The sequence below is a fragment of the Flavobacterium sp. ov086 genome (assembly GCF_900187965.1).
GTDB lineage: Bacteria > Bacteroidota > Bacteroidia > Flavobacteriales > Flavobacteriaceae > Flavobacterium.
The window spans coordinates 132,355-158,156 of sequence record NZ_FZNL01000010.1 but is presented as its reverse complement, the minus strand read 5'-3'; the positions used below and the strand labels follow the sequence as shown (position 1 = coordinate 158,156).

The 25,802-nt window shown below is 35.1% G+C and carries 18 protein-coding genes; 14 read left to right on the top strand and 4 right to left on the bottom strand.

Going from position 1 to position 25,802, the window contains the following annotated elements; all coding sequences use genetic code 11:
- The first annotated feature begins 65 nt into the window (after positions 1–65).
- The 7 genes from CHB81_RS12900 (at position 66) to CHB81_RS12870 (ending at position 15,717) form a co-directional block, all read left to right on the top strand.
- Positions 66–2,465 carry an alpha-xylosidase gene (locus CHB81_RS12900; RefSeq protein WP_089352270.1) on the top strand — a complete coding sequence of 800 codons (2,400 nt, stop codon included), beginning with the start codon at positions 66–68 and terminating at the stop codon, positions 2,463–2,465.
- 405 nt (positions 2,466–2,870) lie between these two features.
- Entirely contained in the window at positions 2,871–4,877 is a 2,007-nt protein-coding gene (locus CHB81_RS12895) for a glycoside hydrolase family 97 protein (RefSeq protein WP_089352269.1), read from the top strand.
- Between the two features lie 125 nt (positions 4,878–5,002).
- Positions 5,003–7,159, top strand: coding sequence for a glycoside hydrolase family 3 C-terminal domain-containing protein (locus tag CHB81_RS12890; protein ID WP_089352268.1), 2,157 nt, complete (start codon positions 5,003–5,005; stop codon positions 7,157–7,159).
- Between the two features lie 155 nt (positions 7,160–7,314).
- Positions 7,315–9,564, top strand: coding sequence for a glycoside hydrolase family 3 C-terminal domain-containing protein (locus CHB81_RS12885; protein WP_089352267.1), 2,250 nt, complete (start codon positions 7,315–7,317; stop codon positions 9,562–9,564).
- A gap of 1 nt (position 9,565) precedes the next feature.
- The gene (locus CHB81_RS12880) at positions 9,566–11,074 is read left to right on the top strand and encodes a cellulase family glycosylhydrolase (RefSeq protein WP_217899728.1); all 1,509 of its coding nucleotides are present in this window, start codon (positions 9,566–9,568) and stop codon (positions 11,072–11,074) included.
- Between the two features lie 112 nt (positions 11,075–11,186).
- Positions 11,187–13,136 (top strand): sialate O-acetylesterase, encoded by a 1,950-nt coding sequence (locus tag CHB81_RS12875; protein ID WP_089352266.1) that lies wholly within the window; start codon positions 11,187–11,189, stop codon positions 13,134–13,136.
- A 175-nt stretch (positions 13,137–13,311) separates the two neighbouring features.
- Positions 13,312–15,717, top strand: a complete 2,406-nt coding sequence (locus CHB81_RS12870) for a glycoside hydrolase N-terminal domain-containing protein (RefSeq protein ID WP_089352265.1) — start codon at positions 13,312–13,314, stop codon at positions 15,715–15,717.
- 258 nt (positions 15,718–15,975) lie between these two features.
- Here CHB81_RS12870 and CHB81_RS12865 read toward each other — a convergent pair whose 3' ends face one another.
- On the bottom strand, positions 15,976–16,533 hold the full coding sequence (locus tag CHB81_RS12865) for a CvpA family protein (protein ID WP_089352264.1): 558 nt from the start codon (positions 16,531–16,533) through the stop codon (positions 15,976–15,978).
- A gap of 296 nt (positions 16,534–16,829) precedes the next feature.
- On the opposite strand from CHB81_RS12865, the gene CHB81_RS12860 reads away from it, so the two are divergent.
- From CHB81_RS12860 to CHB81_RS12845, 4 genes are all read left to right on the top strand, one after another.
- Positions 16,830–17,186 carry a hypothetical protein gene (locus CHB81_RS12860; RefSeq protein WP_078006785.1) on the top strand — a complete coding sequence of 119 codons (357 nt, stop codon included), beginning with the start codon at positions 16,830–16,832 and terminating at the stop codon, positions 17,184–17,186.
- Positions 17,187–17,223: 37 nt separating this feature from the next.
- Positions 17,224–17,751, top strand: a complete 528-nt coding sequence (locus CHB81_RS12855) for a hypothetical protein (protein ID WP_089352263.1) — start codon at positions 17,224–17,226, stop codon at positions 17,749–17,751.
- Positions 17,752–17,850: 99 nt separating this feature from the next.
- Positions 17,851–18,870 carry a phenylalanine--tRNA ligase subunit alpha gene (locus tag CHB81_RS12850; RefSeq protein WP_089352262.1) on the top strand — a complete coding sequence of 340 codons (1,020 nt, stop codon included), beginning with the start codon at positions 17,851–17,853 and terminating at the stop codon, positions 18,868–18,870.
- A 76-nt stretch (positions 18,871–18,946) separates the two neighbouring features.
- A complete protein-coding gene (locus CHB81_RS12845) occupies positions 18,947–19,354 on the top strand; it encodes a hypothetical protein (protein WP_089352261.1) in 408 nt (135 codons plus the stop codon).
- A gap of 182 nt (positions 19,355–19,536) precedes the next feature.
- On the opposite strand, the gene CHB81_RS12840 is transcribed toward CHB81_RS12845, so the two are convergent.
- From CHB81_RS12840 to CHB81_RS12830, 3 genes are all read right to left on the bottom strand, one after another.
- Positions 19,537–20,532 carry an NAD(P)H-dependent glycerol-3-phosphate dehydrogenase gene (locus CHB81_RS12840; protein WP_089352260.1) on the bottom strand — a complete coding sequence of 332 codons (996 nt, stop codon included), beginning with the start codon at positions 20,530–20,532 and terminating at the stop codon, positions 19,537–19,539.
- A 362-nt stretch (positions 20,533–20,894) separates the two neighbouring features.
- Positions 20,895–22,052 (bottom strand): iron-containing alcohol dehydrogenase, encoded by a 1,158-nt coding sequence (locus CHB81_RS12835; protein ID WP_089352259.1) that lies wholly within the window; start codon positions 22,050–22,052, stop codon positions 20,895–20,897.
- Between the two features lie 170 nt (positions 22,053–22,222).
- Positions 22,223–22,984: a type 1 glutamine amidotransferase domain-containing protein gene (locus tag CHB81_RS12830; RefSeq protein WP_176427525.1), complete on the bottom strand. Its 762-nt coding sequence runs from the start codon at positions 22,982–22,984 to the stop codon at positions 22,223–22,225.
- Positions 22,985–23,069: 85 nt separating this feature from the next.
- Here CHB81_RS12830 and CHB81_RS12825 point away from each other — a divergent pair, with 85 nt between their 5' ends.
- From CHB81_RS12825 to prs, 3 genes are all read left to right on the top strand, one after another.
- The gene (locus tag CHB81_RS12825; protein WP_089352258.1) at positions 23,070–23,975 is read left to right on the top strand and encodes a LysR family transcriptional regulator; all 906 of its coding nucleotides are present in this window, start codon (positions 23,070–23,072) and stop codon (positions 23,973–23,975) included.
- A gap of 129 nt (positions 23,976–24,104) precedes the next feature.
- On the top strand, positions 24,105–24,797 hold the full coding sequence (locus tag CHB81_RS12820) for an NUDIX domain-containing protein (RefSeq protein ID WP_089352257.1): 693 nt from the start codon (positions 24,105–24,107) through the stop codon (positions 24,795–24,797).
- A 74-nt stretch (positions 24,798–24,871) separates the two neighbouring features.
- On the top strand, positions 24,872–25,705 hold the full coding sequence (gene prs, locus CHB81_RS12815; protein WP_089352256.1) for a ribose-phosphate diphosphokinase: 834 nt from the start codon (positions 24,872–24,874) through the stop codon (positions 25,703–25,705).
- Positions 25,706–25,802: the final 97 nt, after the last annotated feature.

The following is a 25,802-nucleotide window of genomic DNA, read 5'->3' as shown; positions in this document are numbered from 1 at the left end:
TAGACCAACACAATACCTACAAGGTTTTGAAAACCTTGCAGGAAAGGAAATAATAAAATTAACAAATGAAAAACTCACAACTAACCACATTGTTTTCAATCTGTATGTTTGGATTATTGCTTTCGCCAAAAGCGTCCGCACAAATTCAGAACGCAGATGTACTTAATGCTCCGATAGACATTAGCAAAGATTTTCAGAATTATCTGAACACTTTTTATTTTGCCGATGAACTAAAAAGTTTTGATCCAGCAACAGGAAAAGGAACGATAAAATATTTGAGATACAATTATAAAACGCGTCAGGCTTTCAACAACATGATGATGAAACCCGATAGTGTTGCAGCAAACGAATTTCCAACAACAGAATATCAGGCTTCTCCCGAATTACCGTTCCAGATTCAGTTTGTTTCAGACAGAACAATCAGAATTAAAACTACTTCAGGACCACAATTTCATCCTGAAAAAGAATCCCTAATGTTGGTAAATGGCGTTGCGCCAAATCATCCTGAATTATGGAAATATACTAAAATCGAAGGCGGTTATAAATACACCAGCAAACATGGAGTTGTAGAAATTTTGACAAAACCTTGGCACGTAAAAATTTACGATGAAAAAGGAAAATTATTGACAAGTACACTTCATGATTCTGATTTTAAAAACACGTATACACCAACACTTCCGTTCTCGTATGTGCGCAGAAACAGCGATTATTCCAGAAGTATGGGAGCAGCTTTTAGCCTAGAACCGGACGAAAAAATATTTGGTTGTGGAGAATCATTCACACAATTCAACAAACGCGGACAAAAAGTAGTTTTATGGGCAGATGATGCAAACGGAATCCAAAACGAAACGATGTACAAACCAGTTCCGTTTTATATGAGCAGTCGTGGTTACGGAGTTTTCATACACCATTCAACACCAATTACAGTTGACTTTGGAAGATACTTTTCAAGTGCCAATGAAATGTATATTGGAGATGACGAAGCAGATTTGTTTTTCTTCATCGGAGAACCAAAAGATGTTTTGGATCAATACACAGATTTAACTGGAAAAGCAGCAATGCCGCCACTTTGGTCATTTGGATTCTGGATGAGCCGAATCACTTATTTCTCTGAAAAAGAAGGAAGACAAGTAGCAAAAGATCTACGTAAATATAAAATCCCAACAGATGTAATTCACTTTGATACCGGTTGGTTTGATGTAGATTGGAGAAATAATTATGAGTTTTCGAAAGACCGTTTTCCGGATGCACAAAAAATGATGTCCGATCTTAAAGACGATGGTTTTCATGTGTGTTTATGGCAATTGCCTTATTTCTCACCAAAGAATACCTTGTTTAATGAAATCATGGACAAAAACTTAGCCGTAAGAGACCGCAAAGGAAATCTTCCGTACGAAGATGCTGTTTTGGATTTCTCAAATCCTGAAACTGTAACTTGGTATCAGGCAAAATTGAAACATTTGTTTGATCAGGGAGTTTCAGTTTTCAAAGTAGATTTTGGAGAAGCAGCTCCGCCGGACGGAATTTACCATTCAGGAAGAACAGGTTTCTACGAACACAATTTATACCCATTAAGATACAATAAGGCTGTAGCCGAAATTACTCAGAAAGAAAAAGGATATACTTTAATCTGGGCAAGAAGTACATGGGCAGGATCTCAGCGTTACCCGTTACATTGGGGTGGAGATGCCGAAACTTCAAACGGAGCAATGTCGGCAGAATTACGTGGCGGACTTTCATTAGGACTAAGTGGATTCAGTTTCTGGAGTCATGACGTAGGAGGATTTGCAACAAAATCTCCAGAGAATTTATACAGAAGATGGGCACCTTTCGGAATGTTTACATCACACGTAAGAAGCCACGGTGAACCTCCACGCGAGCCTTGGTTATACAGTAAAGATTTCCTTGAAGGATTTAGAAAAGCAGATAATATGCGTTACGAATTAATGCCATATATCTACGCTCAGGCAAAAGAAAGTTCTCAAAAAGGATTGCCAATGATGCGTGCTTTATTTGTAGAATATCCAAATGATCCGGGGGCTTGGTTGGTAGACAATGAATATTTATTTGGTTCAAGCATGCTAGTTGCACCACTTTTTGAGGAAGTTACAGAAAGAGATGTTTATCTTCCGGAAGGAACTTGGATTGATTACCAAACTAAAAAAGTATACCAATCTGGATGGCATAAAATCAAAGCAGGTGAAGTACCAATCGTAGTTTTAGTAAAAGACGGAACTGCATTGCCTCACATCGCTTTGGCACAATCTACAAAAGACATGGATTGGAGTAAATTGACTTTAAAAGTGTACGCAAGTGATAAAACAACTTCGGCGACAGCCAAAGTATTTTTACCTGATGGAGATGCAGTGCAAGAAATAAAAGTGACCAAAAACGGAAACAATTTTGACGTAACTTCAAACCCATTTCAAGGAAAAACGACTCTAAAAACAGAGTGGATAAAATAAAAAAGGTTGCCGCGAATTGCATTAATTTCCACTAATTAAAATTCGTGATAATTTGTGCAATTCGTGGCAAAAAAATACCCACAGATTAAAGGATTAAAAAGATTACAAAAAATCAGCTGAATCTGCAAAATCTGCGAGAAAAAATAAGTCACAAATTAAATTCGAGATAATTCGTGCAATTCGTGGCAAAAAAGAACAGACACAGAAAATAAAGGAATCATTTTTAATCTGTGGCAAAAAAAACAGACACAAACTACACATATTAAATTCGAGAAAATTTGTGTAATTCGTGGCAAAAAAACAATCCCAACAAGGGATAAAAATAAGTTTTTGTTGAGTTTCTAAATCGGGTGAAAGCATCATAAGCAACACCCGATTTATTAAAAATGAATTAAGAAAAATATCATGAAAAATTACCTCATTCTTCCCGCTTTAATCCTTTCAGTTTCGATTGGATACAGTCAGAAAAATAAAAATGCTTACGAGTTGGCTTCACCAAACGGGCAAAATAAAATCAAATTTGAGTTAGTAAAAAACGCTCCAAAATATGCTGTTTCACACGGAAAAACCGAAGTGATTACACCATCAGATATGGGTTTTTTATTAAAAGGAAATGAAAATTTAAGTTCTGATTTTGATATCAAAAGTGTCAAAAAATCAACTTTTGATGAAACCTGGGAACAAGTTTGGGGAGAAAAGAAAAATATCAGAAATCACTACAATCAGCTTTCTGTTCAATTACAGCAAAAAAGCGGAAACAAACGCAAGCTAGAAATTCAGTTTAGAGCTTTTGATGACGGAATTGCTTTTAGATATGTATATCCAAAACAAAGTGTAAAAGACAGTATTTTCATTATGGATGAAAAAACGACTTTTAACTTAAAAGAAGATGGAAAAGCATGGTGGATTCCGGCAAACAGAGAAAACCGTGACGAATATCTTTTTAAAGATGCTCCCGTAAGTACACTTGATACTGTTTTAACGCCACTTACAATAGAAAGCAAAAGCGGATTAGCCTTGAGTTTTCACGAAGCAAATTTGGTAGATTTTGCCAGTATGACTTTGGTAAATACAACCGGAACACAACTTAAATCTGATTTAGTGCCGTGGTCTGATGGTGTAAAAGTTCGTGTAAAAGATACGTTTACTTCTTCTTGGAGAACGCTTCAGATTGGTGAAACTCCGGGAGATTTAATCACATCTTATTTGATTTTAAATCTAAACGATCCAAACAAATTAAAAAATACGGCAAGTTATTTCAAACCATACAAGTACTTCGGAATTTGGTGGGGAATGCACATTGGAAAATACACTTTTTGGGAAAGCGACAAACAAGGCGCAACAACCAAACACGCCGAAGAATATATTGATTTTACTGCAAAAGAAGGATTCCATCATTTATTGATCGAAGGCTGGAACAAAGGCTGGACACCACAATGGTATGAAAACCATATGCATATGTTTAGTTTTACAAAAAGCGCGGATAATTTCGACCTTGAAAAAGTGGTTGAATACGGAAAGAAAAAAGACGTAGAATTGATTGGTTACCATGAAACAGGTTCAAATTTAATTAATTATTTAAAAGAAGTTGACGAAGGTTTTGCTTTATACAAAAAACTAGGAATCCATTCGGTTAAAATTGGTCACGTAGGTTCAAAACTAAACATGAAAGAAATGCACTTCGGACAATTTGGAGTGAATTATTTCAGATACATTTTAGAAAAAGCAGCGCAATATGATTTAGCAGTTTTATATCATGAATCGATAAAAGATACGGGAGAACGCAGAACTTTCCCGAACATGGTTTCGAGAGAAGCAGCGCGCGGACAAGAATACAACGCTTGGAGTGAAGGAAATCCGCCAAATCATTTGACGATTATTCCTTTCACCAGATTGCTTTCAGGACCAATGGATTTTACACCGGGAATTTTTGATGTTGAGGTAAAACAAGGTTATCCTGGAAAAAGAGTTCACGGAACTGCAGCACAACAATTGGCATTGTATGTTACGATTTATGCCCCAATCCAAATGATGGCAGATCTTCCTGAAAACTACGAAGGAAAACCAGCTTTGCAATTCTTAAAAGATGTTCCAACAGATTGGGAAGACACAAAAGTATTAGAAGGAAAAATTGGTGAGTACATTACCACAGTTCGTAAAGACAGAAAAAGTGCCGATTGGTATTTAGGAACAATTACAAACGAAAAAGCGAGAGACGTAAATGTTGCTTTATCATTTTTAGATCCAAATGCAACTTACGAAGCGCAAATTTATGCTGAAGCTGTAGGAACAGATGAAACACATAATCCGGCTGAAATAGCAATTTCGAAGAAAACCGTTAAAGCTTCAGATTCACTAAAATTACATTTAGGCGGCGCTGGAGGAACAGCAATTAGATTCAAGAAACTATAATTTATAGATATCCTAACAGGTTTTCAAAACCTGTTAGGTATTTATTAAAACAACGATTAGATTTCAAAAATATAATTTATAAAAATTCTAAACCTGTCAGGTTTAAATAACCACAATTTTTTTAAATGAAAAATCTCATTCTGCATATCGTTTTTCTTTTGTCGATCAATTTAATATTGGCACAGCAAAAGCAATATCCTTTTCAGAATCCTAAATTAGATACTGAAAAGCGTATTGATAATTTGTTGTCTTTGATGACGCTCGATGAAAAAATTCAGGCTTTAAGCACCAATCCGTCAATACCAAGATTGGGAGTTTTAGGAACGGGACATGTAGAAGGATTGCACGGTTTGGCGCTTGGCGGACCGGGAGAATGGGGCGGAAAAAATAAACAACCCGTTACAACAACCACTTTTCCTCAGGCTTATGGTTTGGGAGAAACCTGGGATGTTGATCTGCTTCAAAAAGTAGCACAGGTTGAAGGTTATGAAACACGTTATGCATTTCAGAAATACCATCGTGGCGGATTAGTCGTTCGTGCTCCAAATGCTGATCTTGCAAGAGATCCGCGTTGGGGTCGTACCGAAGAAAGTTATGGCGAAGATGCTTTTTTTAACGGAACAATGACTGTTGCTTTTGTAAAAGGACTACAAGGAAACAATCCTAAATATTGGCAAACGGCTTCGTTAATGAAACATTTTCTAGCGAATAGCAATGAAGATGGCAGAACTTATACATCATCTGATTTCGACGAAAGGCTTTGGCGGGAATATTATGCTTTACCTTTTCAAAAAGGCGTTGTCGAAGGTGGTTCCCGAGCTTATATGGCAGCATACAATAAAGTAAACGGAATTCCGGCAATGGTACATCCGATGCTGAAAAATATTACCCAAAAAGAATGGGGGCAAAACGGAATTATCTGCACAGATGGAGGCGCATTCAAATTATTACTTTCAGATCATAAATATTATGCAGACAAATATCTTGGAGCAGCTGCCGCAATTAAAGCGGGAATCAATCAGTTTTTAGATGAATATACAGAAGCAATTTATGGTGCACTTTCGCATGGATATTTAAAAGAAAAAGATATTGATGCTGTTATTCGTGGCGATTACAGAGTAATGATTCAACTGGGAATGCTGGATACTTCAACAGAAAATCCATATTCGAAAATTGGAACAGAAAAAGATACCATCGATCCCTGGAAAACCGAAGCACATAAAAAAATTGCTTTAGAAGCAACTCAGAAATCAATCGTTTTACTTAAAAATGATGCTCAATTTTTGCCTTTGCAAAAAGACAAATTAAAAACAATTGCCGTAATCGGACTTCACGCTGATGAAGTGCTTCTGGATTGGTACAGCGGAACGCCACCTTATATTATTTCTCCTTTACAGGGAATTAAAAATAAATTGGGGAACAATATTGAAATTCTTTACGCTAAAAACAACATTGACGGCAAAGCAGCAGAAATCGCTAAAAAAGCCGATGCTGTAATTGTGATTGTCGGAAATCATCCGGTTTGTAATGCAGGTTGGGCAAATTGTCCCGTTCCTAGTGAAGGAAAAGAAGCTGTAGATCGCCAATCGTTGACATTAGAGCAGGAAGATTTGATTAAAATAGTTTATCAGGCAAATCCTAAAACTGTTGTTGCCTTGATTAGCAGCTTTCCGTATGCCATAAATTGGACACAAGAACACGTTCCGGCAATTGTACATATGACGCAAAATAGTCAGGAAACAGGAACAGCTTTGGCCAATGTTTTATTTGGAGATTACAATCCCGCCGGACGATTAACGCAAACCTGGGTTAAGGATATTACTGATTTGCCGGAGTTATTAGACTATAATATTCGAAATGGCAGAACCTATATGTATTTCAAAGGAAAACCATTATATGCTTTTGGTCACGGTTTAAGTTATACGACTTTCAAATACAATTCAATCGAAACCAGTTCAGAAACAATCACTAAAAATGGAGAACTAAAAGTCACGGTTTCAGTTACAAATACGGGAAATAAAGACGGAGACGAAGTGATTCAGCTTTATGTAAAACAATTGCAGTCAAAAGTAGAACGACCTGAAAAAGAATTGAAAGCATTTCAGAGAGTTTTCTTTAAAGCCGGAGAAACCAAGAATGTTTCCCTAATTTTAAAAGCTAAAGATCTGGAATATTGGAACACCGCAAAACAACAATTTGAGTTAGAAAATAATAGTATTGAAATTCAAATCGGAGATGCTTCGGATAATATTCTTCTGAACAAGAAAATAAATGTGAGATAATGCAATTTGATTGCAACTAAAAAAAATACAATTAATACAAAAGGGAGATTTAGTAAAGATTTTAAAATCAATGAGAATGATGTTTTCTTATTGAATTTTGTAAACTTTAAATCCTAAAAATAACGATCTAAAAACTAAAAATAAATTTATTAAGCATGAAAAACAAAATCATATACCTCTCACTAGCGATAGCTTTTGCAGCTTTTACTTCATGTAAAAAAGATGCACAAAGTTCAGATTCTGATACTTCTGATTCCGTTCAGAAAGAATACAAAGGCAAAGAAATAGGATCAGAATTTGATGCCGAAATCGACAAACTGGTTTCTCAAATGACACTTGAAGAAAAAATCGGAATGTTACACGGAAACAGCATGTTCACATCTGGCGGTGTAAAACGTTTGGGAATTCCGGAACTAAAAATGGCCGATGGACCGTTAGGAGTTCGTGAAGAAATTTCTCGTGACAATTGGGCTCCGGCAGGATTAACAAATGATTTTGCAACCTATTATCCTGCAGGCGGCGGTTTGGCTGCAACCTGGAATGCTGACATGGCATATACTTTTGGAAATAGTGTAGGACAGGAATTGCGTGCTCGTGATAAAGATATGCTGCTTTCGCCGGCAATCAATATGGTGAGAACACCACTTGGCGGAAGAACGTATGAATATATGTCTGAAGATCCGTTTTTGAACAAAAAAATTGCAGTGCCATTAATTGTTGGTTTACAAGACAACGATGTTATGGCTTGCGTAAAACACTTTGCAGCAAACAATCAGGAAACAAATCGTGATTTTGTTGATGTACAAATTGATGAACGTACACTTCGTGAAATTTATCTTCCAGCTTTTGAAGCATCAATAAAAGAAGCTCACGCTTATGCCATAATGGGCGCTTACAACAAATTCAGAGGCGAATATTTATGTGAAAATGATTATATGTTAAACAAAATATTACGTGACGAATGGGGATTCAAAGGCGTTGTAGTTTCAGATTGGGCAGCGGTACATTCTACAGTAAAATCTTTAGAAAGTGGTTTGGATATTGAAATGGGAACTCCAAAACCATTCAACGAATTTTTTCTTGCCGATAAACTAATCGCAGCTGCTAAAAACAAAGAAATCTCAGAAGCAGAATTGGATAAACACGTAAAAAGAATTTTACGCACTTTATTTCAGGTAAAAGCGATGGGAAGCCAAAGTAAAGACCGTGTAAAAGGAAGTATTTCGACAGAAGCACATTATCAGGATGCTTACAAAATTGCAACAGAAGACATCGTTTTATTGAAAAACGAAAATAATGCATTGCCATTAAAACTGGACGGAGTAAAATCTATCGCCGTAATTGGAAACAATGCAACGAAGAAAAATGCCCTTGGCGGATTTGGCGCAGGTGTAAAAACAAAGAGAGAAATTACACCACTTGAAGGTTTAAAAAACAGATTGCCATCATCCATAAAAATTAATTATGCCGAAGGATATTTAGAGCGTTATGATGTTAAGAACAAAGGGAAATTAGGAGATATTACCCTAAATGGTCCCGTAACAATCGATCAATTAGATCCGGCAAAAGTATTAGAAGCCGTAGAAGCTGCTAAAAAATCTGATGTTGCAATTATTTTTGCAGGTTCAAATCGTGATTATGAAACAGAAGCTTCAGATCGTAGAAACTTAAAATTACCATTTGGACAAGAAGAATTGATTCAGAAAGTATTGGCAGTTAATCCAAAGACTATTGTTGTTATGATTGCCGGAGCACCTTTTGATATTGATGCAGTCAGTAAAAAAACTTCGGCATTAGTATGGAGTTGGTTTAATGGATCTGAAGGAGGAAACGCTCTTGCAGATGTAATTTTAGGAAAAGTAAATCCATCAGGAAAATTACCGTGGACAATGCCTAAAAATATTATGGATTCACCTGCGCATGCAACAAATAGTTTCCCAGGTGGAAAAACAGTAAACTATGCAGAGGGAATTTTAATAGGATACCGTTGGTTCGATACTAAAAATATTGCACCGTTATATCCTTTTGGATACGGATTATCATACACCACTTTTGCTTTTGATAATGCAAAATCAGACAAAGCTTCGTATGCTCAAAACGAAACAATTTCAGTTTCTGTAGATGTAAAAAACACAGGAAAAGTCGATGGTAAAGAAGTAGTTCAATTGTACACTTCAAAATCAGATTCAAAAATTACCCGTGCTGCACAAGAACTAAAAGGATTCCAAAAAATACTGGTAAAAGCAGGAAGTTCAAATACAGTAACGATCAAGATTCCGGTAAAAGAATTAGCATATTATGATGTAGCGGCTAAAAAATGGACTGTTGAACCAGGTAAATACACTTTGAAGTTAGGAAACTCTTCAAGAGATATCAAAAAAGAAATCTCGGTAACAATCAAATAAAATGAAAATTATTGTAAAATGTTACCTGTATAGTGCTCTTTTATGTTTGCCTTTTTTTAGTATTTGGGCTTGCAGTTCAGACAAAGATGCGGCAGATGCAAAAACGGCCCAAAAAACGTTGACTGTAGATACTAATAAAATTGATTTTGTTAGTAAAGGCAACGAAGCTGTAATAAAGGTAACTGCAAATGTCAAAACATGGACCATTACGAGTTCTAACACAAACTGGCTACAATTAAGTCAGTCGACAGGAGGTACAGGATCAGTTATGGTTAAAGTAATCGCTTCTGAGAATACAACTGCCGAAGTAAGAACGGCTGTTTTAACGTTAAATTCAAGTGAAGCTCCTTCGGTTCAGATTTCAGTTTCACAAGTAGGAGCAGCTGTTGTTGGTTTATATCCAAGTTATAATACAAATCCAATTGCCGCAGATAATTCAGGAATGAGCAGCACTGCGGCACAACTAGGCGCAAAAATAAAACTAGGTTGGAATATTGGAAACACAATGGAAGCAACAGGAGGGGAAACTGCCTGGGGAAATCCAAAAGTTACAAAAGCACTAATCGACGCAGTAAAAGCAAACGGATTTAATGCGATTAGAATTCCGTGTTCATGGAACCAATATTTAGAAAATTCGGCTACAGCCAAAATCAAAGCCGATTGGTTAAACAGAGTCAAAGAAGTGGTGCAATATTGTGTAGATAACGATATGTATGTTCTGGTAAATATTCACTGGGACGGCGGTTGGTTGGAAAACAACATTACCGAAGCCAAAAAAGTTGAAAACAATGCCAAACAAAAAGCTTTTTGGGAACAAATTGCAACACAATTACGCGGTTTTGATGAACATTTACTTTTTGCAAGTGCAAATGAACCAGCGGTTGAAGATGCTACACAAATGGCAGTTTTAACTTCTTATCATCAAACCTTTATAAATGCAGTTCGTTCTACCGGAGGAAAAAACGCTTATCGTACTTTAGTAGTTCAGGGGCCATCGACAGACATTGAGAAAACAAATAAACTAATGTTGACTTTACCGACAGATTCAGCAACAAGCCGAATGATGGTTGAAGTACATTATTATTCTCCTTGGAATTTTGCCGGTTTAACCAAGGACGAAACCTGGGGAAAAATGTTCTATTATTGGGGAGCAAATTATCACTCAACAACAGATACAGAACGAAATGCAAATTGGGGAGAAGAAACAGATTTGGAGAAAAACTTCAAACTAATGAAAACTCAATTTGTCGACAAAGGAATTCCGGTTTTGTTAGGAGAATTTGGCGCCATTCGTCGTACAACTTTAACTGGCGATGCCTTAACTTTGCATTTAGCTTCAAGAGCATACTATTTAAAAACGGTGGTACAAAAAGCCAAAGCAAATGGTTTATTGCCTTTTTATTGGGATGAAGGAAGTCTTGGTGACAAAGGTTTCGGAATCTTTGACAGAAGCAATAATACTGTTTTTGATACTCAGGCATTAACCGCTTTGAAAGAAGGATTACAATAAAAAACTTAAATTCACCATGTAAGTGATATAAGTAAATTTAAGTTTTTAGCTTAATAGATATTATGTTTACTTATATCACTTATGTGGTTTAAAACAATTTAAAACAGGCAAAATGAAAAAATATATAATATTTATTTTTCTGATATTCAGTATAATGGCAAGTGCAAATGTGCGAATGCCTTTGTTGTTTTCTGACGGAATGGTATTGCAGCGCAACAAAGAAATTCCGGTTTGGGGTTTTGCAGATGCCAATGAAAAAGTTGAGGTTCATTTTAACAAACAAATCAAAACTATTCAAGCCGATAAAAACGGAAAATGGATGATAAAACTGTCTGCTGAAAAAGCGGGTGGACCATTTGAATTAATTATTACAGGAAAAAATAAAATCATCATAAAAGATGTTTTGGTTGGAGAAGTTTGGATTTGCAGCGGACAATCAAATATGGAATTTCAGGTTTTTAAAACTAAGAATTCCGAAAAAGAAATAGCCGATTCTAATTACCCAATGATTCGTCATTTTGGAGTCGCACAAGATTTAAGCGGATTGCCAAAAGAAGATTTAAAAGCAGGAAAATGGCAAGTTTCTAACAAAGAAAATGTTGGAAATTTTACCGCTGTGGGCTATTATTTTGCCAAGAAATTATATGCCGAATTAAAAATCCCAATTGGAATCATCAACACATCCTGGGGTGGAACAAATGTAGAAACCTGGACAAGTCGCGAAGCATTCGAAAAAAGCAATGACTTTAAAGCCATGATTGCCGATGTTCCTCAAGTTAATATAGATGCGGTTTTTGAAGTCTATAAAAAATCAGTTTTAGATAATATAAAGAAAGTTCAGGGTTTTGATGTTACTATGGAAAACGAAAACCAATTTGCAGCATTCAGTTTTAATGATAAAAATTGGCCGGAAATAAAAGTACCATCATTATGGGAAAACCAACAAATAGGCAATATTGATGGTGTGGTCTGGATGCGAAAAACAATTACTTTAACTGCTGAACAAGCAAAAAGCGAAGCCGTTTTGCATCTTGCAAAAGTTGACGACGAAGATATTACATACGTAAATGGAGTTGAGGTTGGAACCAATAAAAGTTGGGAAGCCTTAAGAGTTTATAAAATTCCCGCAGGAACATTAAAAGAAGGAAAAAATGTAATCTCAGTTCGAATTGCAGATTACTCGGGCGGCGGCGGAATTTATGGCGATCCAGCCGATCTGAAAATTCAGTTTAAAGACAACAATATTCCTCTTGAAGGACTTTGGAAATTTAATGTAGTGCAAGTAAAAATTGCAGTTTCACCAAACAGTTATCCATCGTTATTATATAATGCAATGGTAAATCCATTGGTTCCTTATGCGATCGAAGGTGTTTTATGGTATCAGGGCGAAGCCAATGTTTGGCGCGCAAAACAATACAAAAAAGCATTTCCGTTAATGATCACAGATTGGCGAACAAAATGGAAACAAGGCAATTTTCCTTTTTACTTCGTACAATTATCAACTTTCAATGAATTCAATGGCAACAGTAAAGTGGGAAGCCGTTGGGCAGAATTACGTGAAGCACAAACCGAAACTTTAAAACTACCAAACACCGGAATGGCTGTAACCACGGATATTGGTAATGCAAAAGACATTCATCCAACAAACAAACAAGACGTTGGATTGCGTTTGGCGGCAATTGCATTGAATAATGTTTATAATAAAAAGCAAGTTTACAGCGGACCAACTTATAAATCTCAGGAAATAAAAGGAAATCAAATCATTCTTACGTTCAATAATATCGGTTCCGGATTATCAACTTCGGACAATTCACTAAACATAAAAGGATTTGAAATCGCTGGTGCTGACAAAGTTTTTCATTCCGCGAAAGCGATAATAAAAGACAACAAAATAATCGTTTCCAGCGACGAAGTAAAAAATCCCGTTGCCGTTCATTACGGTTGGGCAGATGATGATACAGAAATTAATCTTTTCAACAAAGAAAAATTCCCGGCATCACCTTTCAGAACTGACAATTGGGAAATGATTACGGCAAACGAAACATATAAGGTTAGTAAATAATTTTAATTTGTAAAAAGTAAAAGGTAAATTGTGAAAGTTCTTCGGATTGCACTAAAAAATGTTCCGCTAGGAACAATTGGTTGGTAACAACGGATGAAATCCGTTGACAAGAAATAACACCCGTAATAATGTTCCATAGGAACATCTGAACGTTAACATTAAAACGCATCAAAAAATGAATCAAAACCTCACAAGAACATTTTTCATTTTACTAATCACATCTTTCTGTACAAACATTACGGCACAATCCAATCATGTTTTGTGGTACAATCAGCCTGCTGAATATTTTGAAGAAAGTTTAGTTCTAGGAAACGGAAAAATGGGAGCGACCGTTTTTGGCGGTGCAAATTCAGATAAAATTTATTTGAACGATGCCACACTTTGGTCAGGAGAACCTGTAAATGCAAAAATGAATCCCGAAGCTTACAAAAATATTCCAGCAATTCGTGAAGCACTCAAAAACGAAAACTATAAACTGGCAGAGGAACTCAATAAAAAAATTCAGGGTAAAAACTCCGAATCATTTGCGCCTTTAGGAACGTTAGAAATTAATAATTCCGAAAAAGGAAAAGCTGTAAATTACCATCGCGAACTGGATATTTCGAATGCAATATCAAAAGTAAGTTACGAAATGGCCGGCATAAAATATACCCGTGAATATTTTGTTTCGGCTCCGGATCAAATTATGGTCATCAAATTGACAAGCGATCATAAAGGAGCTTTAAATTTTGATATTAATTTAAAGAGCTTACTAAAATCAAATGTTGAAGTAAGAAATAATATTTTGGGAATGACTGGTTCTGCGCCAATTCATGAAAATCCGGGATATACTGTTTTACCAAAATATCTTGACATAAAAGAAAGAGGAACAAGATTTACCACTTTAGTCCAAATTAAAAAAACGGACGGAAAAATTACAAGTTTCGGACAAACATTAACTTTAAAAGATGCGACAGAAGCTATTATTTATGTTTCTGTTGCAACAAGCTTTAATGGTTTTGACAAAAATCCAGCAACAGAAGGCTTAGACGACGTAGCAATTGCATTGCAAAACCTGAACAAGTCATTTGCAAAACCATTCGATCAATTAAAAGAATCTCATATTGCCGATTATCAAAAATTCTACAACCGTGTTACTTTAGATTTAGGAAAAACAACCGCACCGGATTTACCAACAGATGAACGTTTATTACGCTACGCTGATGGTAAAGAAGATAAAAATCTTGAAATTCTATATTTCAATTTCGGACGTTATTTGCTGATAAGCAGTTCCCGAACAATGGGCGTTCCGGCAAATTTACAAGGAATTTGGAATCCATATCTAAATCCGCCATGGAGCAGTAATTACACGATGAATATCAATCTTGAAGAAAATTATTGGCTGGCAGAAAACACTAATCTTTCAGAAATGCATTTGCCGCTTTTATCTTTTATTAAAAATCTTTCGGTAACCGGAAAAGTTACGGCAAAGACTTTTTACGGAGTCAATGAAGGTTGGGCATCGGCACACAATTCTGATATTTGGGCAATGACCAATCCCGTTGGACAATTTGGAAAAGAAGATCCAAGTTGGGCTTGTTGGCCACTATCCGGCGCTTGGCTGAGCACACATGTATGGGAACATTATGTTTTTACCCAAGACAAAAATTACCTAAAAAATGAAGGATATCCAATCATGAAAGGAGCTTCACAATTCTTTTTAGGATGGATGATTTTAGATAAAAATGGAAACCTAATTACATCGCCATCTACTTCGCCGGAGAACAAATTTATCGCGCCAGACGGTTTTATTGGAGCAACAATGTATGGCGGAACCGCAGATTTGGCAATGATTAGAGAATGTTTTGAGAAGACAATCAAAGCCTCAGAAGTTCTAAATATCGATGCCGATTTCAGAGCAAAACTTCAAGTGGCACTTTCGAAATTTCATCCGTACCAAATTGGTAAAAAAGGAAATCTGCAAGAATGGTATTTCGATTGGAATGACGAAGAACCACAACACCGTCATCAATCGCATTTATTCGGACTTTTTCCGGGCGATCATATTACACCATTAAAAACGCCGGATTTAGCCGAAGCTGCTAAGAAAACACTCGAAATAAAAGGGGATGAAACAACCGGATGGTCAAAAGGCTGGAGAATTAATCTTTGGGCAAGACTTTGGGACGGAAATCGTGCCTACAAAATGTTCAGAGAATTATTAAGATATGTTGATCCGGACGGAAAAAAAACAGAGAAACCAAGAAGAGGCGGAGGAACATATCCGAATTTATTCGACGCACATCCGCCATTTCAAATCGATGGAAATTTTGGTGGAGCCGCAGCTGTTGCCGAAATGTTGGTTCAATCTGACGAAAATGAAATCAGATTATTACCTGCTTTGCCAGATGCTTGGGAAACCGGAACTGTAAAAGGAATCTGCGCTCGTGGCGGATTCGAAATTGAGATGAATTGGGAGAATAAAACCTTAAAGAAAGTTGTTGTTTTCTCTAAACTTGGCGGAAAAACAACGTTGATTAACGGAGATAAAAAGCAAAACATTACGTTGAAAAAAGGCGAAAGTTTAGAAATAAACTGGTAATTCTTTTGAAAACTAATGTCATCCTGAGCGATCCCGAAGCTTTGGAATCGCTCAGGATGACAAATCAAATCCGCTTTTATCCGCGTTTTTACGAAGTAAATCTGTTTTATCCGCGTCAAAATTAGACGCTGATTTCACGGATTCGCTAAAGCGAAAACGCTGATAAAAACGGATTTTTCTAATTACTTTCTTGATTAAACTGTTAAGTAATTTTATAGATTTCCTCTTAACTTATTGACATTGCCCGCTGGGACTTAATTATTCACTTTCTGTAGTTTCTTCCTTTTTAGTTTCCTCTTTAGGTTTATCTGCTTGGCTTTCTTTAAATTCCTCGTACCATTTTTCGATTGAAGGATAAATAAAAGCGGCCACTTTTTTGACCGGATTATAGAAAATAGATTTGTCTAAAGTTTCTTTTTTGGCAAAAGTTTCATTGAAGTTTATTTTTTCAAAAAGGGCAATAAAAATACTTAGGATCAGGATTGTTTTTAAGATTCTGAAAAAACCTCCGCCAAGTTTATTCGCCCATCCAAGGAAAGCAAAATCGGCAATTCCGGTAAGGATTTTGGCTAAGAAATAAACACCAATAACCACTAAAATAAAAGTCAGAATAAAAGCCGTAACCTGAATCGTGTTTGGATTCCAGGAAACATGTTTCATGATGATTTCTTTCATGAAAGACGAAAATTTAATGGCAATATAAATTCCCAACAATAAAGAAATAAAAGAAGCCACTTCTACAAAAAGGCCATTTTTAATTCCCTTATATAAACTGTAAGCCAAAAGTGCTCCAAAAAGCATGTCTAAAAAACTCATATTTTCCTTGATTTTATTGAGGCGCAAATATATATCTTTTTTTAGGTTCAAAGGTTCAGAGTTGCAAAGGTTCTAAGGTTTTAATTTCAGATGTTTATTATTGCTCAGAACGAACACATAAAGAAAAAATAACCAGGTTCAATCCGTTAAATCCGCTTTATCTGTGGGCAATTTCTTCAATACAACAAGGCAAATCTTTAATTTTAGGTCTTTGGATTTGAAGTCCGTATCTTTGCAAACTAAATTTTATGTTTTTTGAACTTATAATTCATAACTCATAATTCACAATTATAAAAATGTCCAGAGATACACAACTAAAAGAGCGATGGGAAAAGCTCGTCGATATACTATCTAATCAATTTTCGCAAGGAGAAGACTTAGATTTAGATGCCATAATTTACCTAATTGGAGTTCAGGAACTCGGAAAAGTACACCGAGAATTCAAGAAAGACGAAAAATTAAACCTGATGCACATCGCCATTTGCCGATTATTAGAACCTTACGGGTTTTATGAATTTGATTTTTTTGATGCCGAAGGATGGCCACACTACAAAGTAAAAGAAGAATTACCAGCATTAAAAGCAGGAGAACAATCGGTTTTGATGAAAGAAGCCATTGTAAATTATTTTTTAGAAAGAGAACTTATTGAATAAATGTTTTAGATTTCGAAAAAAATAAAACAGGAAAGAAATGTGTAGATATGCAATGGTCGTTTATAAACCTCATTATGCTTGTTTTAATTGTCGCAAAACATTTAAAAGAAGGCTTATAAATGATATAAAAAGAGGAAGCCAATCGGTTCAGGAAGTAAAATGCCCTGAATGTAGCGAATTGATGGCGAATATGGGACTTGATTTTGAATCACCAAAAAAGGATGATTTGAAAAAATGGGAACATTTGAAAAGTTTATATTCCGTTGGAATTACTTTTCATTCCTGCGGTTGCAGCGGTCCGGGATACATTCCTAATTCCAAAGAAAAACTAATTGAATATTTTGAGGATTTAAAAACAAACTATCTCAATAATATTGATTTTTGGAGAACCAGAATAGAACCCACTACCAAAGTAGAACATGACAAAGACAATCAGAGAAACTGGGGGAAATTAAATGCTATTTCGGCAAACTTTAAAAAAGAGATCGTTAAGAATCAGGATGGAATAGATTTTTGGCTCAAAAAAGTACAAGAAATAGAAAGCAAAATAAGTCTGATAAAATAGTTGTGAAGGAATATCACAGCTTGCAAAGGAAACTTTAAATTTTAGACTTTAAACTTGAAACAAATTATGTAAATTTGTATTCTCAATTATTGAAGGAAAATGATAGACAAGATAAAACAGCATATAGAGGAAGCTAAAGCCTTTAATGATAAAAATAAAGAATCCTTAGAGCAATTCCGTATTAAATATTTAGGTAGTAAAGGGTTGTTAAAAGAACTTTTTACCGAGTTCAAAAATATTCCAAACGATCAGAAAAAAGATTTCGGACAAGTCATAAATACTTTAAAAGCTGTTGCTGAAGAAAAAGTAAGAGTTATTCAGGAAGAGCTGGAAAGTAAAGAAGAAATAAAAGGAGTTTTTGGTGATTTAACTCGTGCGGCAGAACCGGTTATTATAGGTTCTCGTCATCCGATTTCGATTGTTAAAAATCAAATTATAGATATTTTTGCTAATATTGGTTTCAACGTTTCCGAAGGTCCGGAAATCGAAGACGACTGGCATAATTTTACTGCATTGAACTTACCGGAATACCATCCGGCGCGTGATATGCAGGATACATTTTTCATTCAGACCAATCCTGATGTGTTGTTGCGTACGCATACATCATCAGTTCAGGTGCGTTATATGGAAAATCACAAACCGCCAATTCGTACTATTTCTCCGGGACGTGTATTTCGTAACGAAGCTATTTCGTCACGTTCGCACTGTATTTTCCATCAGGTGGAAGGATTGTACATTGACAAAGACGTTTCGTTTGCTGATTTGAAACAAACCTTACTTTATTTCACTAAAGAAATGTTCGGAAAATCGAAGATTCGTTTACGTCCGTCATACTTTCCGTTTACAGAACCAAGCGCCGAAATTGATATTTATTGGGGTTTAAAAACCGAAACCGATTACCGTATCACAAAAGGAACTGGTTGGTTAGAAATTGGAGGTTGTGGAATGGTAGATCCTAACGTTCTTAAAAATTGCGATATCAATCCGGACGAATACAACGGTTTTGCTTTCGGAATGGGAGTAGAGCGTATCGCGATGTTATTGTATCAAATTGGTGATATTCGTATGTTCTACGAAAATGACGTTCGTTTCTTAGAGCAATTCAAAGCAAATATATAATTTAAGTCGAATGTCAAAAGTCGAAAGTCTCAAAGTTTGGGACTTTCGACTTTTGACTTTTAAACTTTTGACTCATATGAAAAAAGATATAACAATCCCAGAAGTAGAAAACGTATTTCTAGCCGCAGTTCAGGAATGGAGCGACGATTTTATGGAAAAAGTGTGGTACGCTTATCTGGTAAATGACAGCGACTTTAATTTAGACAGCGTTATGGTAGTTTCAAAAGCATTTGGAACTATTGATGGCGAAATGAAAAAAACATCTGTTTTACGTCATGCCTTTGTTGAAGTTCCGGCAGTTTCAGTAGTAAAAATCGAAATGATAGAAAAAAGCCTTTTGGTTTTAAATAATGAATTTATGGTGACATTCTTCATCGATAATAAACTTTACGACAAGAAATTCATTTTCAAATCAAACCTAATCAACGAGAACGATACTGAAGAGGTGCCGATTCTTTTTGTTGAAGGCGTAATGGTAAAATAAAAGAATATAGAGAAAAGAATATAGAGAATAGAATATAGAATAAATAGAATAGACTTTCTAGTGGAATCTAAAAGAAAAGAGCCAAGACTAAATTATTAGATCTTGGCTCTTTTTTATCTCATAAACAAAAGTCTATATTCCTTCTTCTATTTTCTATTCTCTATATTCTATAATCTTTTCTCTTAATCCAAAGACTCAGTAAGTTTCTTAAACACAGATTTAGCGTCTTTTCCTTCGTATAGAATAGCGTAAACAGCATCAATAATTGGAGTTTTTGCGCCATAACCCTGATTTAGTTTATAAGCACTTTTGGTAGCATAATAACCTTCGGCAACCATACTCATCTCCATCATCGCACTTTTTACCGTGTAGCCTTTTCCAATCATATTTCCGAACATTCTGTTTCTGGAGAACACGGAATATCCTGTAACTAATAAATCGCCTAAATAAGCCGAATCATTGATGTTACGTTTCATTTTGTGAACCTTTCTAATGAATTTTTTCATCTCACGAATACCGTTACTCATCATAACCGATTGAAAGTTATCTCCATAACCCAAACCGTGAGCAATTCCGGCAGCAATTGCGTAAATATTTTTAAGCATTGCAGCGTATTCAGTACCAATAATGTCGTCTGAGATTTTGGCCTTGATATAATTTCCGGAAAGAGATTTAGCAACAATACGGGCTTTGTCAGGATCACCACACGCAATTGTCAAGTAAGAAAGTCTTTCTAATGCCACTTCTTCTGCGTGACATGGACCTGTGATAACGCCAATATTATAATATGGAATATCGTATTGAATGTGAAAATGTTCTCCAACAATTAAACTAGTTTCCGGAACAATACCTTTAATGGCCGAGAAAATGATTTTATCTGCCAATGAAACCGTCATGTTTTTCAATTCGGCATCAAGAAAAGCTGATGGAATAGCAAAAATCACATAATCGGCATATTCAATCGCTTCGTTTATATTATTGGTTAATTTAAGTTTTTTAGTGTCGAATTCGACTGAACTTAAATAGTTTGGATTGTGTTTGTATTTCTGAATGTGCTCGATTGCAGCGTCGTTACGCATATACCACGCAATCTCGGATAGATTTACGCATAACATCTTTGCAATTGCCGTCGCCCAGCTTCCTCCTCCAATTACTGCAAATTTTAAATTTTCACTCATTATTTTAATAATTTAAAACAAAAGTACTTAATAATGTAGTAATAATACAAAATCTCATTTAAGAAATTTATAAAAGACCTTTAATCACAATGGTTTTCAAGGGGTTTTAAAATAATAAAAAAATATTTTACTATTTACACAATAACGATTGCGTTATTACGTTGTAACTGATTATAAATTAGAATTTTAAATGAGTTTAATGAAAATTGAGTTAGTTAGTTTTGTTTTAGTATTTTAAAAAGGCGTTCCTAAATAACTTAAGAACGCCTTTTTTGATTTAAATAATCAAAAGAAATTCCAAATTCCAATAACACAGTTAAGAGCATTGGAATTTGGAATTTAAAAAATTGGAATTTTATTTATTAGTAGCTTAATTCGACAATCGATTTTACTTTATCTAAAGTTACCAATTGGTTTTCACCTAAACCTTTCCAGCCCCTTTTGTCAAAACGATTCACGATAAAATCAGCAGTTTTGCTGTAATCATCCGTGTATTGCGAAAGTTTAGTATCCATTCCCATAGTATGGAAAAATTCGACCGTTTTGTTGATTGCTTCTTTAGCAACTTCGTCATCAGAACCTTTTAAGTCAAAAATTCTTCTTCCGTATTGTGCCAGTTTTCCTTTTTTAGTTTCAAACATCACATTGTATAAACTTGGGCCTATTATCGCTAAAGTGCGTGCATGGTCGATTCCGTATAGCGCTGTTAATTCGTGACCAATCATGTGTGTTGCCCAATCAGATGGAACACCTTTTTGAATCAATCCGTTTAAAGCCATAGTACAACTCCACATAAAATTTGAAGCCAAAGCATAATCCGTTGGGTCTTCTACTACTTTAGGACCAACTTCAATTAAGGTTTGTAAAATTCCTTCGGCAATTCGGTCTTGTAAATAACCTTCATGCGGATACGTTAAATATTGCTCCATTACGTGTGTGTAGGCATCTACAACACCATTTTGAATTTGTCTTTTTGGCAATGATTGAATAACTGTAGGATCACAAATAGAGAATTTTGGAAATAATGCGCTTCCGCCAAAAGCCAGTTTTTCCTGAGTTGCCGCAATAGTAACCACAGAACCAGAATTCATTTCACTTCCCGTTGCAGGCAAAGTCAAAACAGTTCCAAAAGGCAATGCATTTTCTTTAATCAAGATTCGCTTTTGCAAAATCTCAATCGGATTTCCGTTAAAATTAACAGCTGCCGAAATAAATTTCACACCATCAATAACAGATCCGCCGCCAACAGCCAGAATAAAATCAATTTTTTCGGCCTTAATAACTTCAACAGCTTTCATTAAAGTTTCAAAATGAGGATTTGGTTCAATTCCGCCAAATTCAACAATATCAAAACCTTTTAAATTGTTGATTACTTGTTCGTGAACTCCGTTTTTAAAAATACTTCCACCACCGTAAGCCAATAGAATTTTAGCATCTTTTGGTACTAAAGTCGAAAGTTTTTCAATCTGTCCTTTTCCGAAGATTAAATTCGTCGGATTGTATAATTCAAAGTTTAGCATTTTTTTTAAAGTTTCTGAGATACTAAGTTGCTAAGGTTCTAAGTTTTTTAATCCTGGCAACTCGATATCTTTTTTATTAATTTTTTTTAAGGTTCTGAGGCGCTAAGGGACTAAGGGTCTAAGTTTTTTTAAAAAGGCGTTAACCTTAGCAACTTAGAACCTTAGTATCTTTAATTCAATTTTTGCAATAATTTACCTGCTACTAATTTAGATGAAGCTGGATTTTGTCCTGTAATTAAAAGTCCGTCTTCAACAGCGTATGGTGCCCAATTTGGACCTTTTGAGAATTTTGCGCCATTTTGAATTAAAGCATCTTCCAGTAAAAACGGAACAACTTTAGTTAAACCTACTGCTTCTTCCTCTTCGTTTGTAAATCCGGTTACTTTTTTATCTTTTACTAAGAACTCACCATTAATTTTTACGTTTTTCAAAACTGCCGGAGCATGACAAACAAAAGCTACTGGTTTTTTATGTGTATAGAAAGATTCAATTAAGGCAATTGAACTTTTATCTTCTACTAAATCCCAAAGCGGACCGTGACCTCCTGGATAGAAAACGGCATCATAATCTTTTTGATTAATAGTCGAAAGTTTATGTGTGTTTTTTAATTTTTCCTGTAATGTTTTATCAGCGTCAAAACGTTTTGTGTCTTCGGTTGCTGATGCCGGATCATTACTTTTTGGATCTATTGGCGGTTGGCCTCCAAGTGGCGATGCAATTGTAATTTCGATTCCCTGATCTAATAGTTCATAATAAGGTGCAGCAAATTCTTCTGACCAAAATCCTGTTTTCTCTCCTGTATTGCCCAGCTTATCGTTACTGGTTACAACAAATAATACTTTTTTCATACCTTTTTTTGTTGATTTTTGAGCTATAGCTGATGTGCTAAAAGCTGAGAATGCTATAATCGTAAGTAATGCTATTTTTTTCATAAGTTTAAATTTTCATCAAATTTACGCCTAAAGTGATATCAGTAAAAATAAAATAAACTATGTTTGTTATAAATATATTTATGTCATGGTAAATCTCGAATGGTACAGAACATTTAAAGCGGTTTATAAAAACGGAAATTTTTCTGTTGCTGCGAAGGAATTATTTATGAGTCAACCTGCTGTAAGTCAGCAGATATCGATGTTGGAGGCTCATGTTGGGAATAAATTATTTAATCGAAAATCAAAAGGCGTAGAACCAACCGAATATGCTAAGTTACTCAATAATTTAATTATTGATGCACTGGATCGTCTGGAGAATGTCGAAAACAGTTTTAGGGCAAAAGCTCAGGATTCTGTTCGATTAATATCCGTTGGAATCTCAAAAGATTTATTCAATAGTTGCGGAAGTGTTTTAATTTCCAAGTTTGATTTCATCGATTTTACCTTTGCCGAAAACGATGCACTTTTTGAACTTGTAGATTCAAAAAAACTCGACTTTGCAATCACGACAAAAAGATTTGATACGTTTGATACCATTTATGAAATCGTCGGAAAAATTAAACTGATAATGGTTGCCCCGATGAATTTGGAGGCAACAGAATTCCGTCAGAAACTAAAAGCAGATAAATTTACAGAAATAGAACAGTGGCTCAATGAACAGAAATGGTATTGCCATGATGCGAGAATTTCTCATATAAAAATATTTTGGCTGCATGCCTTCAATAAAAAACGGCCATCGATGGTTCCTAATTATATTATTCCATCAGAGTCTGAAATGTTGGAGTTACTGTCTAAGAATTCTGGAGTTGCTATAACCTGGAATTGTAATGCGAGAAAATATATTAAAGAGAATAAATTACAGTTATTATGGAACAGTTTCCATGTACCAGAGGAATTTGTATATTTATTAACGGCTAAAAACAACAATCAAAGTTCTTTTTTCGATAGTATTTCTAAAGAACTGAAGTTGTTTTTGGGAAATCGAATGTAGTTTTTTGTCGCGAATTTTTTTTCGCCACGAATTCCACAAATTTTCACGAATTAATATTATAGTTTTCGCTAAGCAAAAAAAATTCGCGTTAATTCGTGAAATTCGTGGCAAACTTTTTCTCTTAAAATTATGGAAAATTTTCAAAATATAAGAATTGCTGTTGATGCTATTGTTTTTGGTTATAAAAATAATAGTTTATACGTGCTTTTAATAGAGCAGCAATTTGGCTCTGCCGATAAATATTGGGCTTTACCGGGTGGTTTAGTAAAGCACGACGAATCCTTGAGCGATGCTGTCATAAGAGAGTTGCATGAAGAAACCAATGTGCAATTGACCTTTATGGAGCAGCTTTATACTTTTGGTGATGATATTTACAGGGATTCCAGGAACCGTGTAATTTCTGTTGCGTATTATGCTTTAGTCGATGCTTCAAACTTGGAGATAAAAGCTGATACTGATGCCGAAAGAGTACAATGGTGTAAAATTGATGCAATTCCTTCTTTGGCATTCGACCATAATATAATCCTCGAAAAAGCAATTTCAAGATTAAAAGCAAAACTTACCTATGAACCTATCGGATTCGATTTGCTTCCGGAAGAATTCTTGTTTTCGGATCTTGAAAACCTTTATTGTACGATTTTAGAAAAAGAAATCGACAGACGAAATTTTAGAAAAAAAATCCTTAGTTATGGATTTTTAGAAGAAACAGAAAAATTTTCACCTATAAAAAGTGGACGTCCAGCTAAATTATTTCGATTTAATAAATTGAAATACAATGAGTTAACAGATAAAGGCTTTCACTTCGAAATAAAGTTTGCGTAATTTTTACACAAAATAAATTGTTTATTTAAAATTTAATTCTACATTTGCGTATAATTAACGCAAACTATAAAACTATGATACTTAACCTAGACCCAAAATTCGCTCCTTTTCAAAATCAGGAACAAATCAATTTTCAAAGTTTTACTTTCTCTGGCGGAGAACCACACATTAAAATCGATCCAAACTTTGATATTTCTCAAAAAGTAACGATCACACACCGTTTAAATTCATTCAATGATTTGGGTTTATTGTGTATCACGGTAGATGCTTTGCGCAGAATGGATGTTAAAATAATCGATCTTTTTATTCCGTATTTCCCGGCAGCAAGACAAGATCGTGTGATGATAAAAGGGGAATCTCTTTCTGTAAAAGTATATGCAGATATCATCAACGGACTTCAATTAAGTAAAGTTTTTGTTTTTGATGCACATTCTGAGGTAACTCCGGCATTGGTAAACAACTGCGAAGTGATTCCGAATCATACTTTTATTCAGGAAGTTTTAAAAGTAATTGGCGAGAACGTAAAATTAATTTCTCCTGATGGCGGTGCTCTTAAAAAAATCTACAAAGTTTCTGAGTTTTTAGGTGGCGTTGAAGTGGTAGAATGCAGCAAAAGCCGAGATGTAAAAACAGGAAGATTATCTGGTTTTAAAGTCTATGAAGACGATCTAAACGGAATTGATTGTTTAATTGTAGATGACATTTGCGACGGTGGCGGAACTTTTGTCGGTCTAGCCGAAGAATTAAAAAAGAAAAATGCTGGAAAATTATACTTAGCCGTGAGCCACGGAATCTTTAATAAAGGTTTTGAAGTTTTAGATTGTTTCGACAAAATATTTACAACCAATTCAGTAAAAGATTTCGAAGGCGAAAGCGTTCAAGTAATCAGCTTAGATAAATTAGTTTAAAGTTTCAGGTTTCACGTTGCTACAGAGAACGTGAAACCTGAAACAAAGAAAACCTGAAACAAAAACCAAAAGCTATTAACCGTTTCAAGTTTAAGTT

Excerpts from the sequence above, each read along its gene's own strand:
- CHB81_RS12895 (WP_089352269.1), top strand. The coding sequence starts at position 2,871 with ATGAAAAATTACCTCATTCTTCCCGCTTTAATCCTTTCAGTTTCGATT.
- CHB81_RS12890 (WP_089352268.1), top strand. The coding sequence starts at position 5,003 with ATGAAAAATCTCATTCTGCATATCGTTTTTCTTTTGTCGATCAATTTA.
- CHB81_RS12820 (WP_089352257.1), top strand. The coding sequence starts at position 24,105 with ATGGAAAATTTTCAAAATATAAGAATTGCTGTTGATGCTATTGTTTTT.
- CHB81_RS12855 (WP_089352263.1), top strand. The coding sequence starts at position 17,224 with ATGTGTAGATATGCAATGGTCGTTTATAAACCTCATTATGCTTGTTTT.
- CHB81_RS12865 (WP_089352264.1), bottom strand. The coding sequence starts at position 16,533 with ATGAGTTTTTTAGACATGCTTTTTGGAGCACTTTTGGCTTACAGTTTA.
- prs (WP_089352256.1), top strand. The coding sequence starts at position 24,872 with ATGATACTTAACCTAGACCCAAAATTCGCTCCTTTTCAAAATCAGGAA.
- CHB81_RS12845 (WP_089352261.1), top strand. The coding sequence starts at position 18,947 with ATGAAAAAAGATATAACAATCCCAGAAGTAGAAAACGTATTTCTAGCC.
- CHB81_RS12830 (WP_176427525.1), bottom strand. The coding sequence starts at position 22,984 with ATGAAAAAAATAGCATTACTTACGATTATAGCATTCTCAGCTTTTAGC.
- CHB81_RS12870 (WP_089352265.1), top strand. The coding sequence starts at position 13,312 with ATGAATCAAAACCTCACAAGAACATTTTTCATTTTACTAATCACATCT.
- CHB81_RS12835 (WP_089352259.1), bottom strand. The coding sequence starts at position 22,052 with ATGCTAAACTTTGAATTATACAATCCGACGAATTTAATCTTCGGAAAA.
- CHB81_RS12825 (WP_089352258.1), top strand. The coding sequence starts at position 23,070 with ATGGTAAATCTCGAATGGTACAGAACATTTAAAGCGGTTTATAAAAAC.
- CHB81_RS12840 (WP_089352260.1), bottom strand. The coding sequence starts at position 20,532 with ATGAGTGAAAATTTAAAATTTGCAGTAATTGGAGGAGGAAGCTGGGCG.
- CHB81_RS12850 (WP_089352262.1), top strand. The coding sequence starts at position 17,851 with ATGATAGACAAGATAAAACAGCATATAGAGGAAGCTAAAGCCTTTAAT.
- CHB81_RS12885 (WP_089352267.1), top strand. The coding sequence starts at position 7,315 with ATGAAAAACAAAATCATATACCTCTCACTAGCGATAGCTTTTGCAGCT.
- CHB81_RS12880 (WP_217899728.1), top strand. The coding sequence starts at position 9,566 with ATGAAAATTATTGTAAAATGTTACCTGTATAGTGCTCTTTTATGTTTG.
- CHB81_RS12860 (WP_078006785.1), top strand. The coding sequence starts at position 16,830 with ATGTCCAGAGATACACAACTAAAAGAGCGATGGGAAAAGCTCGTCGAT.
- CHB81_RS12875 (WP_089352266.1), top strand. The coding sequence starts at position 11,187 with ATGAAAAAATATATAATATTTATTTTTCTGATATTCAGTATAATGGCA.
- CHB81_RS12900 (WP_089352270.1), top strand. The coding sequence starts at position 66 with ATGAAAAACTCACAACTAACCACATTGTTTTCAATCTGTATGTTTGGA.